The 15,324-nt window shown below is 60.2% G+C and carries 16 protein-coding genes; 5 read left to right on the forward strand and 11 right to left on the reverse strand.

Annotated features, from left to right (window positions below; translation table 11 throughout):
- Window positions 1-10: 10 nt before the first annotated feature.
- The 5 genes from GSQ93_RS23280 to GSQ93_RS23300 are packed head-to-tail and all read right to left on the reverse strand — an operon-like array spanning window position 11 to window position 4,351.
- Window positions 11-409: a 5-carboxymethyl-2-hydroxymuconate Delta-isomerase gene (locus GSQ93_RS23280; protein ID WP_158938261.1), complete on the reverse strand. Its 399-nt coding sequence runs from the start codon at window positions 407-409 to the stop codon at window positions 11-13.
- Window positions 410-449: 40 nt separating this feature from the next.
- A complete protein-coding gene (hpaD, locus tag GSQ93_RS23285; RefSeq protein WP_158938004.1) occupies window positions 450-1,313 on the reverse strand; it encodes a 3,4-dihydroxyphenylacetate 2,3-dioxygenase in 864 nt (287 codons plus the stop codon).
- A 34-nt stretch (window positions 1,314-1,347) separates the two neighbouring features.
- Entirely contained in the window at window positions 1,348-2,805 is a 1,458-nt protein-coding gene (gene hpaE / locus GSQ93_RS23290) for a 5-carboxymethyl-2-hydroxymuconate semialdehyde dehydrogenase (RefSeq protein WP_158938005.1), read from the reverse strand.
- 17 nt (window positions 2,806-2,822) lie between these two features.
- On the reverse strand, window positions 2,823-3,581 hold the full coding sequence (locus GSQ93_RS23295; RefSeq protein ID WP_158938006.1) for a fumarylacetoacetate hydrolase family protein: 759 nt from the start codon (window positions 3,579-3,581) through the stop codon (window positions 2,823-2,825).
- Window positions 3,578-4,351 (reverse strand): fumarylacetoacetate hydrolase family protein, encoded by a 774-nt coding sequence (locus GSQ93_RS23300; protein ID WP_158938007.1) that lies wholly within the window; start codon window positions 4,349-4,351, stop codon window positions 3,578-3,580. The genes GSQ93_RS23295 and GSQ93_RS23300 overlap by 4 nt, the downstream gene beginning before the upstream one ends.
- Window positions 4,352-4,536: 185 nt before the next feature.
- On the opposite strand from GSQ93_RS23300, the gene hpaR reads away from it, so the two are divergent.
- The 5 genes from hpaR to GSQ93_RS23325 all read left to right on the forward strand — a co-directional run bounded on the left by hpaR (window position 4,537) and on the right by GSQ93_RS23325 (window position 10,287).
- Window positions 4,537-4,932, forward strand: coding sequence for a homoprotocatechuate degradation operon regulator HpaR (gene hpaR, locus GSQ93_RS23305; RefSeq protein WP_158938008.1), 396 nt, complete (start codon window positions 4,537-4,539; stop codon window positions 4,930-4,932).
- Between the two features lie 715 nt (window positions 4,933-5,647).
- Window positions 5,648-6,115 (forward strand): spore coat U domain-containing protein, encoded by a 468-nt coding sequence (locus tag GSQ93_RS23310; protein WP_158938262.1) that lies wholly within the window; start codon window positions 5,648-5,650, stop codon window positions 6,113-6,115.
- A 62-nt stretch (window positions 6,116-6,177) separates the two neighbouring features.
- Complete coding sequence (locus GSQ93_RS23315; RefSeq protein ID WP_158938009.1) at window positions 6,178-6,876, forward strand: molecular chaperone; 699 nt, start codon at window positions 6,178-6,180, stop codon at window positions 6,874-6,876.
- 175 nt (window positions 6,877-7,051) lie between these two features.
- Window positions 7,052-9,328: a fimbria/pilus outer membrane usher protein gene (locus tag GSQ93_RS23320; RefSeq protein ID WP_254074034.1), complete on the forward strand. Its 2,277-nt coding sequence runs from the start codon at window positions 7,052-7,054 to the stop codon at window positions 9,326-9,328.
- An 8-nt stretch (window positions 9,329-9,336) separates the two neighbouring features.
- On the forward strand, window positions 9,337-10,287 hold the full coding sequence (locus tag GSQ93_RS23325; RefSeq protein WP_254074008.1) for a spore coat U domain-containing protein: 951 nt from the start codon (window positions 9,337-9,339) through the stop codon (window positions 10,285-10,287).
- A 53-nt stretch (window positions 10,288-10,340) separates the two neighbouring features.
- Here the strand turns inward: GSQ93_RS23325 and GSQ93_RS23330 are convergent, their stop codons facing one another.
- The 6 genes from GSQ93_RS23330 to GSQ93_RS23355 form a co-directional block, all read right to left on the reverse strand.
- Window positions 10,341-10,634, reverse strand: coding sequence for a hypothetical protein (locus GSQ93_RS23330; RefSeq protein WP_158938012.1), 294 nt, complete (start codon window positions 10,632-10,634; stop codon window positions 10,341-10,343).
- Window positions 10,635-11,075: 441 nt separating this feature from the next.
- Complete coding sequence (locus tag GSQ93_RS23335) at window positions 11,076-11,891, reverse strand: alpha/beta fold hydrolase (RefSeq protein ID WP_158938013.1); 816 nt, start codon at window positions 11,889-11,891, stop codon at window positions 11,076-11,078.
- Entirely contained in the window at window positions 11,888-12,922 is a 1,035-nt protein-coding gene (locus tag GSQ93_RS23340; RefSeq protein ID WP_158938014.1) for a M14 family zinc carboxypeptidase, read from the reverse strand. The genes GSQ93_RS23335 and GSQ93_RS23340 overlap by 4 nt, the downstream gene beginning before the upstream one ends.
- Before the next feature lie 74 nt (window positions 12,923-12,996).
- Window positions 12,997-13,332: a hypothetical protein gene (locus GSQ93_RS23345; protein WP_367889776.1), complete on the reverse strand. Its 336-nt coding sequence runs from the start codon at window positions 13,330-13,332 to the stop codon at window positions 12,997-12,999.
- 246 nt (window positions 13,333-13,578) lie between these two features.
- The gene (gene tam / locus GSQ93_RS23350) at window positions 13,579-14,349 is read right to left on the reverse strand and encodes a trans-aconitate 2-methyltransferase (RefSeq protein ID WP_158938016.1); all 771 of its coding nucleotides are present in this window, start codon (window positions 14,347-14,349) and stop codon (window positions 13,579-13,581) included.
- A gap of 280 nt (window positions 14,350-14,629) precedes the next feature.
- Complete coding sequence (locus GSQ93_RS23355; RefSeq protein ID WP_158938017.1) at window positions 14,630-14,935, reverse strand: hypothetical protein; 306 nt, start codon at window positions 14,933-14,935, stop codon at window positions 14,630-14,632.
- Window positions 14,936-15,324 lie beyond the last annotated feature (389 nt).

Genomic DNA, 15,324 nt, shown 5'->3' on the forward strand with positions numbered 1-15,324 from the left:
TTAGCCGCGTTCAGGCCTTGAGGCGGCCGTGGAGATTATTGTGTTTCCAGATGCCCGCTTCGCTGAACTCGTTGATCTCCATTGACAGCGCGAGGCCGGTCTTGGCAAAGTCATCGGCGAAATGTTCTTTGATGATGTTGAAGAGGGCATCCCCCGCAGCCTGTCGAATTTGAGGTGACCGCCCCGCGCCGATCTTGAGGTTCGCATGCAGGAAGGCCGCGTCGGGCCGTCCGTCGGCGACACAGTATTCGTGGCACCGCAATGCCCGCACACGGATGCCGCCAAGCGGAAAAACCCGCTGCTCGCCGTCGCGCTGAGCGTCCAGGCAGTGAGCCAGCAAGTTGCATAGTTCACCGATGCGTTCTTCATCAGCAAGGTTGGCGCTGTATTCAAGCGTCAGGTGCGGCACGGTTATCTCCTCATCGCTCATTCAGACTTCAACACTTCTTTCACACGGGCAGCGGCGTAACCGGGAAGATGGCGTTGATCTGCCCCGTTCCTGAACTGCCGAAATAGGGCGTCACGACCTCGGCCTTGCCTTCATAGCGGTCCAAGCCCAGTGCGCCCAATAGCATGGCGGTGTCATGCATGCCGCCTTCGCCCCAGCACTTCTCGTTGTAGAGCGGCAGCATTTCGCAGAACGTCGCCCAGTCGCCACGTTCCCACAACTCGACTACCTTGCGGTCCATTTGTTCGAGGAACGGGCTCCAGACTTTGTGCATGAATTGCTCGGCCGTGCCGTTGTTCGCGAAGTGGTGACTAAGCGAGCCGCTCGCGAGAATAGCGACGGTCCCGTCGTAGCGCTCCTCTATGGCGCGGCGCACCGCAAGGCCGAAACGCGCGCTGGTGGCCAGGTCGTGCCACATGCACCAGCCGGCAACGGAGACGGTCTTGAACTGCTGGTCGGCGTTCATGTAGCGCATGGGAACCAACGTGCCGTATTCCAAATCGAGCGTGGTGTCGCTATGAGCCCGGCTTTTCACGCCCATTTCGTTGGCTACGTCCGCAATCAGGTGGCCAAGGCCCGTGTTGCCCGGATAGGCGTAGGGCATGTTCTTGATGAAGTGCGGCAGTTCGTTGCTGGTGTAGACGCCTTCGAAGCGAGGGTTGCAGTTGATGTGATATTCGCTGTTTACGAGCCAGTGCACGTCGAATACCACGATGGTGTCCACCCCCAGTTCACGGCAACGCCTGCCAATCTCATGATGCCCGTCGATAGCGCTCTGCCGGCATCCTTTATGAGGACCGTCGAGTTCAGACAAATACAACGAGGGCACGTGCGTGACCTTTGCTGCCAGCGCGAGCTTGCCCATCGCGGCCTCCTGTTTTGATGGCGCGAGCGCCGGGCTACAGACCCCAGCGCGGGATGTGATGGGATCCGAGCGACACGCAGATATTCTTCGGTTCGAGGAAAACGTCATAGCTCCAAGTACCGCCTTCACGCCCTACGCCCGAGGCCTTGGTGCCCCCAAACGGCTGCCGCAGATCGCGCACATTCTGACTGTTGACGAAACACATGCCCGCTTCGACTGCCGCCGCCACGCGGTGCGCACGGCCCGTGTTTTCGGTCCAGATATAACTCGATAACCCATACGAAATATCGTTTGCGAGTTGAATGGCGTGGGTTTCGTCATCGAACGGAATCAGGCACGCGACCGGGCCGAAGATTTCTTCCTGCGCGATACGCATGCGGTTGTCCACGTCCACGAACACGGTGGGCGAGACATAGTTGCCCTTTCTCAGGGGCGCCGGCAGATCAGGTGTTTCCAGTCCGCCGCATGCAAGCGTGGCGCCTTCTTTAGGCCCCAGTTCGATGTAGCTGCGAACCTTGGCGAGGTGGGCCTGACTGATCATCGGGCCAATGACCGTATTTTCGTCAAGCGGATCGCCAACCGCAAGCCGCTTCGCCCGCGCTATAAACCGTTCGGCAAACGTGGCGTAGATAGAGCGCTGCACCAGAATGCGCGACCCGGCGGTGCAACGCTCGCCGTTGTTGGAAAAGATCATGAAGACCGCGGCATCGAGCGCGCGTTCGAAGTCGGCATCGTCGAAAATAACGAAGGGTGACTTGCCGCCGAGTTCCATCGAAAACTTCTTCAGGCCGGCTGTCTGAACGATCCGGTTGCCGGTTGCCGTCGAGCCGGTAAAGGACACGGCACGCACGTCGGGATGGGCCACAAGCGGCTCACCGGTTTCCTTGCCGAAGCCATGCACTACGTTCAAAACACCCGCGGGAATGCCGGCTTCCAGGGCGAGATTACCGAGCATCGATGCCGTCAGCGGTGACAGTTCGCTCATCTTGAGCACGGCCGTGTTGCCGAACGCGAGGCACGGCGCCACCTTCCATGTGGCGGTCATGAACGGCACGTTCCAGGGCGAAATCAGCGCACACACGCCAACGGGATGGAACAACGTGTAGTTCAGGTGCGAACTGGTCGGGTACGTGTGGCCGTCGACTCGCGTGCACATTTCGGCGAAGTAACTGAAGTTGTCAGCGGCGCGCGGAACGAGTTGCTTGCGAGTTTGCGAGATCGTCTGGCCCGTGTCATTTGTTTCCGTCGCGGAGATTTCCGGCACGTTCTTCGCGATCAACTCGCCGAGTCTCGCGATCAGCTTCGCGCGTTCTGCCGCCGGTTTGCCGGCCCATGCGGGAAAGGCCTCTTTCGCTGCACGCACGGCTAAATCGATCTCTTCAGGCGTGCCTCGTGCGACCTCAGCCAAGACCTCCTGGTTCGCGGGATTCACGGTGTCGAAATAGTCGCGTGCGGTGTGCGGCCGGCCGTTGATCAGATGCTCAATTCGCATGGTGTTCCCCTGGTCGTTCAAACGCGTCCAAAGTCCGCGTCTGACGCGATGACATTGACAAGCCGGCCGAGACCTTCGATCTCGCACACGACTTCGTCGCCTGCATTGACGTTCACCACGCCCTCGGGCGTCCCGGTGAGGATGATGTCGCCGGCTGCGAGCGTCATGAAGCTGCTCAGATATTCGATCAGCGCTGGAATGTCGGTGACCAGATCGCGCGTGTTGCCCCGCTGCTGCAGCGTGCCGTTAACGGTGGTGCGCAATTCCAGTTGGCCGATATCGGCGACATCCTTGGCATCGACGAACCAGGGTCCCAGCACCGTCCCGCCATCGCGATTTTTTACGCGCAGGTTAGGGCGATAGTAATTCTCGAGGTAATCGCGGATCGCGTAGTCGTTGGCGATCGTATAACCGGCAACGTAATCTAACGCTGCGTCGCGCCGCACGTTCTTCGCGGTGCGTCCGATCACTACCGCCAGCTCGCATTCGTAGTGCATGAAAGCGACGTCGGCAGGACGCCGCGTCACCCCGCGATGACCAATGACCGTACCCGGTCCTTTGAGAAAAACCAGCGGCTCTTCCTGGCTGGAAAACTGCAGTTCCTTCGCATGTTCGGCATAGTTGAGACCCAGTGCGAAGATCGTGCCGGGTTCGATCGGCGGCAGCCAGACGACCTCGTGCTCTTGCCTCACGCGTCCGTCCGCCAGACGAACGGCATCGCCCTCAGGGTAGGCCTCATGGATCGCGCCTGCGTACGCTACGCGGCCGCGCTTCATGACGGTTCTCCATCGCGGGCATGCTCGTCGATAAATGAAACGCATAAAGGTGGCCACGATCCGATGCAAAGCGTGGCTTCATCGCCCACGCGCGCAACCGGCGAGCCGTGCGCTACGCCCAGCGTGAGGACATCGCCGGCGCTCAGCGTCATGAACTCGGTCACGTCGGCAATCAGCTTCGCGACGCTGCGCACGGAGGCCGCAGTGCTGGCGACGAACGCGGGTTGGCCCGCTATCTTCATGGTGATTGCCAAGTTATCGGGGTCCGCAACGTGATGTCGCGCGACGACCGTTGGGCCGATAACGCAGAATTTATCGCGCGCACGAAAACGCACCGACGGCCGGTAGACGCTTGCATGCGGCACGCTGATGTCGGCCACGATGGTGTAACCGGCTACGTAGGCGAGCGCATGATCGATACCCACGCGGGTCGCCGTGCGCCCGATCACGATGCCGAGCGACGCACCCACTTCAACGCCCGCTGCCTCTTTCGGAATCTCAACATGCGCACGATGCCCCGCGATCGTATTGCGGGGTTTGAGATAGAGAACCGGTGCTTTCGGCGGGGATTTATACGGTGCGGCGTGCATCGTATCGCCGAGGGCGAGCAGGGCGGCGCGGTCATTGAGCAGCGTTCCATAGACTGCTCCCGTGACCGGTGCGCGGCACCTTGCATCCGGCGATAGCATGGCGAGAACCTGCTGAGCGTCGACATCGCGCGGCAGCGGGTCACCCTCTAAATGGATCAGGAAGTCAGCAAGTGCAAACATAGTCCCTGTTCTCTTCAATAAAACACTAACATGTGAGTATTGTGCTGCTTGATATGATTGGGGGTCAATAAATTCCCGTCTGTTCATGGGTTTTCCCTAGGCGTCTCTCCACCCGGTCGCTCGTACTTTTATCCGTCGCCATGTCCGCAAAAGCCACTACCCGAACGCTTCATCGAAACCTGCCGATGCTGTTGCTGCGCGCACGAGAAAAGATGATGGAACGGTTCAGGCCGCTGCTCACGGCGAACGGGCTGACCGAACAACAATGGCGCGTGATTCGCGCGCTCACTGAAAACGGTCCGATGGAGCCGCGGCAAATTTCCGATATCTGCACCATCTCCAGCCCGAGCATGGCGGGCGTGCTGGCGCGAATGGAGGCCATGGAGCTCATTACGAAGGAGCGTTTCGCCGATGACCAGCGCAGGGTTCTGGTGTCACTGACGAAGAAGAGCGTGCGCCTCGTCCGCGTGATCTCGAAGGATCTCGAGGCGCGTTACCGGGAGTTGGAGCGCACGGTAGGGCCGGAAGTGGTGGAGCGCGTCTATCGCGCAATTGACGACCTGCTGGCGGGTCTCGAATAACCGGCGCGTTTTGGCTACCCGGATGTGTTAATTCCTGCATGGCACTCGCCGTTTGAAGGCTTTCACTGCGCTTGTCATTAAACGCGTCTTAGAGCGGCGCGGCACTGAATCGAACACGCAATGAATGGCGGGGCACACCATTGCCGAAAAATCCGGTTTCCTGCGGTGTGTACTGCGAGGCGCAATATCGCGGGTTTCCGAGAACGGTGACAGAGACTAAATCCTTGGAAGTTAAAGCGGCCGATTTTTCGTAATCCGGTTAAGCGTTTAATCACGGCATGGACATTTCTGCGATAAATGCTGGTCTGCAACAACTTGATTTTCTTCTTTTTTGATCCGGCACTGAATAGCGCATCTGCAAGAGTCCCTCTGCACGCCACTTCCCATCGCGTCGGTTCACTGACATCTGATATATCGCATCACATCAAAAACCCGGGCGTCGCGGTGAAACCCAGCCAAACCGATAAAGCGTGTCGGCAAGGCCAATACCACTTTCCGACGATTACACCGTACCCCGATCGGTCGCTATAAGGTGAAACACTCTTCCGTATGATTATTTTATTTGCAAACTGGTATTCGAAAGGTAGTATGTTTAAAACTGAGAGAACCGGCCTGCCACGTTATTCAGGCCGGGATATATAAAGAGAGGGTTCACACGATGAAGCCAAGACTTATTTTGTCCGCGCTCACCGGCGTCCTGCTTTCTGCGCAGGTCATGCCTGTTGCATACGCCGCTGTCTATTCAAACGGCACGAACACTACAACGTTTAACGTCACGCTCACATTACAGGCCAATTGCACGATCTCGGCTACTCCGCTGAGTTTCGGCACGAATGGCGTGTTGGCGACTGCGATCAATCAGCAAACTACCCTCGCGGTCACCTGCACGAACACCACGCCTTACAACGTCGGACTGGACGGCGGCAATGTGGCGAGTTCGACCGTGACCGCTCGCTTGCTGGCTGGCACGGCCACCGGGAATACCGGCACAACCGTCGGCTTCCAGCTGTATCAGGACGCTGGACATGCGACCGTATGGGGCACCACTCAAGGCACGAATACCGTGGCCGGGACGGGCACCGGGACCGCGCAGTCGCTCACTGTTTATGGCCAGGTGCCCCCGCAAACCACGCCGAAACCGGATCTCTACCAGACCACCGTCACTGCAACGGTCTATTTTTGATCGCCACCCGCAGTCTCATGGTCAGGGGCTCGCGTCTCCTTGCGTTTCTGCTGTGCGCAATCATGCTGAGTGCACAGGCAACGCTAAGCGCACAGGCGGCGACGCTGCAGATTTCACCTGTGATGGTGGATCTCCAGTCGAACGAGAGCGCCACCGGTATCACGCTGCGCAACCCGGGCGACCGGCCGCTTTATGGTCAGGTGCGCGTGTATCGCTGGGACCAGTCGAACCGGGATGAAACGCTGACGCCAACGCAGGAACTGGTCGCGAGTCCACCGTTGATCCAGATCGCCGCGCAAGCCGATCAACTCGTCCGGCTGGTGCGCACGTCACCCGCTCCGGTCGCGGCCGAGCAAAGCTACCGGATCCTTATCGACGAACTGCCGGCGCCGGATACAGCGGCTACCAGCGGCGTGATGATCCGCCTGCGCTATTCCGTTCCGGTGTTCGTGGAACCCGCCGGCAAGGCGGCTCAACCGGTGCTTTCCTGGCACCTCGTTCGTGATGGCCAGGGTTGGGACCTGCGTGTCGACAACGCGGGTCAGAGGCGTGCGCAGATCGCTGCCGTTCAACTGGTGGACAGCGCAGGCAAGGTCCATGAGATCAACAAGGGACTCCTCGGGTATGCATTGGCCGGGCGAATGCGCCAGTGGCCGATCCGGCTTCCGGCCGATGCCGACATGAGCGGCGCCGTGAAGGTGCGGGCCGCGGTCAACTCGCTGCCGGCTGAAGCTGTCGTCACGGTTGGGCAGCCGGGCTAGGCGACAGCATGACTTCAACGCTTCGTGACTACGTCGCTGTATGCCTGCACGGTGCAGGACGTTGACATGATGCGTCCCAATTCAATCGATGAGAATCCGACGACGGCCAACACGTCACCTGTACCGCCTCCGCATCGCGCTAGTCGCCACGGGGATGAACGCCGTCCTCGTATGCATGCCGGTCTTCGCGCAAGCGCAGCCGCTTGCGCCCCCAGCAAGCGAGAACCTGCCACATGATGTGTACCTCGAAGTGGAACTCAACGGCCAGCGTACCGCGGTGATCGCGCAGTTTCGCGAGTTGAACGGGCACCTTGCTGCGACGGGCAAGGACCTGGGCAACATCGGGCTCGCACTCGACCGACTCGGCATTGCGGACACGGCCGAAGTCCAACTGGATTCCATCCCCGGACTTCACTACACCTTCGACCCAGCACGTCAGACAGTGTCCCTGCAGGTTCCGGACAACATCCGCAAACCCTATACCTTCGATACCCGCGCGCAGGTCAAGACGCCCCCGGCGACTTCGTCGCGCGGGTTGCTGATCAACTACGACGCGTACGCGCAAAGCAACACGGATGCGCAACTCGCGATCTGGAGCGAGGAGCGATACTTCGACCCCACCGGCGTATTCAGCAACACCGGCATCATGTACCTGTATCGCAACGATCGTCGCTATACGCGTTACGACACATCGTGGAGCATGTCCGACCCCGTTGCGTTGAACACGACACAGTTCGGCGACACCATCTCCTCGTCGCTCGCGTGGTCGCGCTCGGTGCGCATCGGCGGATTCCAGTGGCGCAGCAATTTCGCATTGCGCCCGGATCTTGTGACGTTCCCCGTGCCCGCGTTTGCGGGGTCGGCGGTGGTGCCGTCGTCGGTGGATCTTTATATCAACAGCGTCCGGCAGTACAGCGGCAACGTGCCGAGCGGACCGTTCATCGTCAACAACGTGCCGGGCATTACCGGGGGCGGGCAAGCCACCGTGATCACGCGCGACGCGCTGGGCCGGTCGGTCGCGACGTCGCTGCCGCTGTATGTGGATACGCGCCTGCTCGCCACCGGACTTTCCAGCTATTCGTTCGAGGCGGGTTTCCTGCGCCGTTCATACGGCCTGGATTCGTTCGACTACGATCCGCGGCCTGCGGTCAGCGGATCGGCGCGATACGGGGTTAATGACCTGCTGACGGTCGAGGCGCACACGGAGGCCACCAGCGGGGTCTATAACGCCGGTGGCGGGGCGCTGGTGCGCCTTGGCATGGCGGGTGTGGTCAACGGCTCGCTGTCGGCCAGCGCGGGGCGTCTGGCCGGCACACAGGCAAGCCTGGGTTATGAGCTGGTCGAACCGCATTTTTCCATCGATGCACAGACCATTCGCGCGTTCGGCAACTACGGAGACCTCGCGGCGCGAGACGGTACGCCTGTGCCGACCGCGACCGATCGCGTGACACTGGCCTTGCCGCTCTTCGCCAGCCAGACCTTCTCGGTGAGCTATATCGGCTTCAAGTTTCCACAGGCACAGCCCTCGCAGATCGGCTCGGCGTCGTACACGGTGAACTTCGGCAACCTGGCGTCGCTGAATCTCAGCGCCTACAAGGACTTCAAGCAGCACGACTCGCGCGGCGTGTTCCTGAGCGTGAGCTTCGGCCTGGGCAACAACACGTCGGTCAACGCAAACGTTGGCAGGCAGAACGGCCAATCGAACTACAACGTCAATGCAACACGCCCGCCCGATTACGACGGCGGCTGGGGCTGGGGCGTGCAAGCCGGTGACGCGGGCTCCGCGCCTTATCGACAAGCCCAGGTGCAGTATCTCGGCAAGGGCGGCGAGGTCACGGTCGTCGGGCAGGATATCAACGGGCAGGGCACCGCTTCGCTTGACGTCACGGGCACCGTCGTGCTCATGGACGGCAGCGTGCAGCCGTCGCGACGGATCTACGACGGCTTCGCGCTGGTGTCGACCGATGGCGTGGCGGGAATTCCGGTGCTGCATGAAAACCGCGTGATTGGCGTGACCGATCGCGGCGGCCATTTTCTTGTGCCGGATCTCAACGCGTATCAGGACAACCAGGTGGGTATTGACGGCATGAGGCTGCCGGCCGATGCGCGTATCGATACCACCACGATGGATCTCGTGCCGCAATCGCAGTCGGGCGTGCTGGCGCGTTTCGGGGTAACGCGGTACAACGCTGCCTCGGTGATCCTGCAGGGACCCGACGGCACGTTATTGCCGCCGGGGGCGACCGTTCACCATGAGGAAAGCGGCAAGGATACGATCGTTGGCTACGACGGGCTGACCTTCGTCGAGGGCTTGCAGCCCGACAATCATTTAGTTATCGAAAGTGGTTCACTGCATTGCGGCGTCGAGTTCGCCTACGAGCGTCCAGGCGACGGTTCGCTCCCGACAATCGGCCCGTTGACCTGCCGTCCAGCTGCGGGGAGCGCGCAATGAGACGAATCATGTTTCTTTTGATTGTCATGGCCCTGGCGCTGGGTGTGCCGAAGCGCGCTAGCGCGCAGAGCTGCTCGGCGGTCGCGTCGGCGATCAGTTTTGGTTCGGTGAGTCCGATCAGTGGCGCTGCTGTCGCTGCGACCGGCAGCGTCAGCGTGACGTGTACGTGGCCCGCTATCACGCTGGTACCGAATGCACAGGTGTGCCTGAACCTGGGTGGCACCAGTCCGCGGTCCATGACGAACGGCACGAACCTGTTGCAGTACGACTTGTATCAGGACATGGGGCACTCGCAGGCATGGGGATCGATCTATTCCGGCACCACGCCAATATCGCTTACGCTGGTCAAGCCTGCGCTCACCACAAGTGCGACTCAGACCGTGACCATCTACGGACAGGTCTCCGCGAGTCAGCCGACGGTACCCACTATCGGCAACGTCAGCACGCTGTACAACCAGACTTTTGGCGGCAGCCAGACATCGATCAATGCGGGCTTTTATCTGCTGGGAGCACCGACTTGTGCGTCGCTGACTGCGTCCGGAGGCACCTTTCCATTCAGCGCTTCCGCAACAGTGGTGAACAACTGCAACATCAGTGCGACCAACCTCAATTTTGGGGCGACCGGCCTGTTGAGCCGCGCCTTGAACGCCACTGCTTCGATCACCGCGCAATGCACCAACGGCGATGCTTACCGGATTGCGTTGAACGGTGGCACGACCGCGAATGTGGCGGCGCGGCAGATGGCACGCTCGGGAGGAGGCGGTGCGGTCAACTACCAGCTCTACGTTGATGCAGGCTTGGCCACCACTTGGGGCGACGGCACCGCCGGCACCACGCAGGCGACCGGCACGGGAACTGGCAATGCTCAGGTGCTGACAGTGTATGGCGTGGTGCCCGCGCAAACCACGCCCGCACCGGGCACGTATACGGACACGATTACCGCCACGATCAGTTTTTGAAACTGCATGGCGGTGGCGCGGGATGGGGTCTGGAAGCTTGCTCGAAAGCGTACTTAGAAGCCTACCGTCCACACCGTGGACTGCTTGCCGCTGCGCTCGGCGTACTGCACCGTGGAAACGGGCTGAGCGGGATCGAGAGCCGCGAGCGCGATGTCATAAGGTTGACCGTGCAGGCACGACACGCTGGGCTTCGCGACGACTGCGGGCTCGGCGGCCGACTGGATCACACAGCTTTCCTGCACGACAAGGCTGACTGATAGCGTAGCCAGTTCCGTGGACGAGACGTTCGATGCAAGCACGCCCAGCATGATTGCCGCGAGTGTGAGCGTTGTATTTTTTCGCAGCATATGAAAATGGAATGATGATGCCGTTGGTGCGCAAGGGGCCTGTTTGCGATGCTCCGAAAGCGGCCCGAATTCACTCCCGGAAGCCGCTCTCTAGTGCTATCGGCACATGGGCGGGAGACTTTAGCGACATTGCGCAGAATAAGCCTTCCGAGCAGCGATGGCGATGGTCCGAACCGTTGGTTTCAGGTTGTCGAACCAGAGGCCGTTCGCTACCGGTCTTGCAACAAGCAGCCATAAGCATGGGGAGACCGTGGTTTTTATAGGCTCAGCTATAGTCGCGGCTTGACTACCCGTCAACCTATCGACCCGACGCAGGAGTTCCATGAGCCTGTCACTCAGAAGCGTTCGCTATTTCATCGCCGTCGCTGAATCTGAATCGGTGACGCGTGTGCTCGAATGTGGGGGCAACCGCAAAACCCATCGCTACAACGTTATTTGGTCTCAACAATCCGCGCCTCCATCCGACATAACCGGCGGTTCATCCGCGTGACTTTCCAACTTGCGCAGCCAGTCGGCGATCGCCTTGCCGGTCCAGACGGGGTCGTCGTGAGGCAGATCGTGACCCGCCCACGCATGCACAGCTTGAGCCGTTCCCCAACGAGCCGCTATGCGGGTTGAGCAGACGCAATCCACCAGCCGGTCCTCCCTCGATGAAAGCAGCAGCGTGGGGCACGCGGGCGCGTGACTAGCTGCGCGAAAGCGCGCCGCTGCCCACAGTTGGCGAAGCCCATTCGCCGCGCTCACCGGCGCGCTTTGCCTGATCGCGGCCCATGCAGCGATGTCGGCGGACTGGGTGTCCAGCCGGTTGCACGTCAGGTCGTGGACGATCGTCTCGCACTTGATTGGATCAGCCCATGAAGCGGCCGCGCGCACGAGCGCAGGCCATGCTCCTCGTCGAAGGCGCTCCCTCACGGCGCTGAATGGCCGCATGCTGGTATTGATGAGCACCAGCCGCTCAATCTCTTCCGGATGACGTTGTGCCCAGCCGGTCGCGACCATGCCGCCCAGCGACATGGCAACGAGCCGATACGGCGGCAACAATCCCGCATCGGCAGCGCGTGAGCGGACGAACTTCACCATGTCGGCTACATCAAGCGGGGCGCTCAGCGCGTTCTCGTGGCCGTTCCCGGGCAGGTCCAGCAGCGCGATGCTGTTTGCATCGCCATTAAGACCTGTTTCAACGCGCAGCTGCTCGGGAAACGATTCCCAGTGACGACCCTCGCGCGTAAGTCCGCGCAGCAAGATCCATGTGCTCATCGTGAGGATTTTCTCTGCCAGTGTTCCACGGCACGCTCAAGAACCTGTTTTCTCACATCGCCTTTGGGGAGCCATCTATTCGATGCAAACGCCGCTCGGGTCAGGAAGTCCAGGAAGTTGGCGTGACGGCGCAACACTCGTTCAACCCGGTGCGCCTTGACCGGGTTGAACATGCCGAGGCGGGAAAAGATCTGGCTGGGATTTTTCCTGATCCAGCGCCATGAACCCAGCTCCAGGGTCATTGGGAGGAATACGTTGGGCGCGGGCGTCTGGTCGTAGGCACAGTCCCAGAGGTCGCCATGAAGCAGGTATTGATGGCTTTGCGGTTCGAACGCGTAGCCGTGATGCGGATAGGCTTGTTCGAACATGGTCTTGAGCTGATACATCTCAGGGAGATGGGGCATTTGCTGTTTGGTTCGCGCGTAAGGGAACCAGATGCTGTCGTCCCAGCCGTAACCTGAATGACAGTCGAGTGCAAGGCTCAGCGGGCGGCTCATGAGCTCCTGCTTCACGACATCGAGCAACGCAGCGCTTTCGAGTTCCAAAGAGCCTTGGGACGGACCGCGATACCACGGCAACCACGAACCAATACGCTGGCCGCCCGCGAGGAAGGGGACGCGCCCTTCAGCGCTTTGCGGGCCATTGCGCATCAGGTCGACACCGTTTGGATTCGAGCGGGTTTGCGCCCACATGCCACCGGGATTCACGATGGGCATGAAAACAAGCCGCACCGAGCGCAATTGTTCGTGCAGCAGTTCGTCCCATTCAAGACGGCGTAGCAGCGCGCGCATGTAGTCGAGGATCAACTGCGTGCCGATGCGTTCCAATCCGTGCACGCCGCCAAAGAAACCAATGGCGGGCGCTTCGGGATCGTTCGATCCGATGGCCGCGGTAAGGATCGGGAAGGAGTGTGCCCCGGCGCGTACTTCGCCCACCGTGCGGGATTCGAAGCGCGCGCCGCCGGCCGCCAGGATGGCATTGAGGTCATCGAACTCCGCAAAGCTTGCGGAGGCTACGCTTAATGGTCTCATGCCCACGGCCTGTTTTTCGATGCGTCCTGATGTGGCCGGAAACAGGAATGGCCGCCTCGGGACGCCTGGTACGCTCAGGACTTGCCTGGCCTTCCCGTTTTGACTGTCTCGACAGCGGCGACAGCCGCAGTGAGTTGCTCGATGTTAGCGCGCTCAAGTATGAGCAATCCCGCCCGCAAGAGCTCGCCTTTTTTGACGTGCACGCCGTTGGCGAGACATTTTTGCTTCAACAAGCCGATTTTGTCGTAATCGGACTTCGGCATCGTAAAGCTGTCACGCACAACCTTCTCTTTTTTCGGGCGTTTGACTTTTTCTTCGGCAGCGACGGACTCGACAGGTGCCGCTTTAGCCTTCGATTTGGCGGGCGCTTGCGCTGCCTTGCCTTGGGCTTCCTTTGCCGCCTCGACCACCGGTTTTGCAGTCGACTTGCGTTTGCTTACTGTCGGCTCGGCAGCAGCCGTTTCCGCGGTCTTGGGGAAATGAAACGCCTTCTTGCTAGGGGCCTTCGTAGCGGGTCCGGGCATGGAGTCTCCAATTAAGTAAAGGTATAAACAGTATATACGCTTTTTGAGGTGCCCCGCGCGAGGGTTATAGAAGGGCGGATCTATACGCGGTTTGCTCGGTCCGCTGGCACAAAACAAACGCCAACGCCCGTCTTAGCGGACAGCAATCACGAACAATCGTGGAAACGGCAACAGCACCGTCCCGTCCGCTAAAGCGGGATAAGCCAGCTCGACCTCTGCTTTATAACGCGCCAAAAACGCCAGCCGTTCGTCTTCAGTAAGCGGTTCCAAAAACGGCCGCAAGCCGCTTCCCTTGAACCACTCGACGACCGCTTCAGCGCCACCCGCCAGCGCATGATGGTAAGTAGTCCGCCAGACATCCGGTTTCGCACCGCAGGAACGAAGCAGTTCGAAATACCACGCGGGACTGGCCATTGGCGTCCGGGCCTTTGCAACCTCGGACAGCTTGCCGGCCCAAGGGCCATCGGCCGCAACCTCACGCATCAGCCGATGTGCCGGCTCCTCGAGATTGTCCGGCATCTGAACCGCGAGACTGCCGCCAGGTGAAAGCTTCGCGACCAGGGCGGGAAACAAGTTGGCGTGATCGGGCAACCACTGGAATACCGCGTTCGCGAGGATCACATCGAACGGGCCGGGTGCGTTCCACGCCTTGATATCGGCGATCTCGAAGTGAACCTGCGGCAGCCGTTTGCGAGCGGCTTCGATCATGTCCGGTGAGCTGTCGAATCCGCTCGCTGTCGCGTCAGGAAAGCGCGCCCTGAGTGCTTCGGTCGAATTGCCGGGACCACATCCTACGTCAACGACCGTGCGCGCGTCGATGTCCGGAACGGCAGCGAGCAGATCGCGGATGGGACGATTACGCTCGTTTTCAAAGGTTACATATTGCTTGGCAGACCAGCTCATTGTGAAATTCCTCAATAGATGAATGACGGTGCAGCGCGGGTTTAACGGGCTTCGAAGACCGCGGGTGCCAGTGTCCAAGCGTCGACTCGATTTGACTAAGGTACCGCATGAGGCCAACCGGTTGCAGGTTCTGACGCAGATGAACAAGCGTTGCCGGTCATAAAACCACGGGCGATGGCGTAAGGATTGCAAGCCGTCGATTGCCCGTCTTTCGCCTCGCCCTGTCAAGGAAGCAATGTCTCACGCGGGCGACTTACCGTCAGAAAGCCAGCACTCCGCACTAAGCCGCCGATTTATGCAGCACGTTCAGTGCGGATCCCGCGCGGAACCACTGCAACTGGGCGTCGCTGTACGAGTGCTTGAGCCACAGGATTTCGCTACGGCCATCGACGTGGTTGATACGGCACTCGACCGGGTCTCCCGGTGCCAGACGGTCAAGCCCTACCAGGTCGAGCTGGTCATCGGACAGGACCCGGTCGTAGTCCTCCGGATCGACAAATGTCAGTGCGAGCAGGCCTTGCTTCTTCAGGTTCGACTCATGAATGCGAGCGAAGCTGCGGGTTGAGCGACATGGCCGGGCACACATTTACAACTTGGTCTCTTGGAGTTGGACGGTTATACCTCGGTCCACCTCCCGCATTCTGCGACCTCGTTTCGGGTTAGGTTGGCGAAGTGGTTCGTCATGCATACAAATTCGGCGGAAGGTTGTCTGCGGATAGCGCGGGATGAACCTTGGGCAGGTTCAATCACTGGTGGCGAAGCGTGTCAGAACCTGAGTTCGGAGAAGGAGGGGTTCACACATCGGTGGTTCTGGCGAGCACCGTGCTTTTGGGGCACCTATGAATCAAAACCGCACGCTGTGGACACTTAGGGTAGAGCGGTTAAAGCGTTTTCCTTGCTTCGTTTCTTTGTCGCTAAGGACCAAGAAATGACGTGCCGCCACGCACAGTGGCTAACAGTGATAAAGAGAAAATC

This window comes from Burkholderia sp. S171, from assembly GCF_009766085.1.
Lineage (GTDB): Bacteria > Pseudomonadota > Gammaproteobacteria > Burkholderiales > Burkholderiaceae > Caballeronia.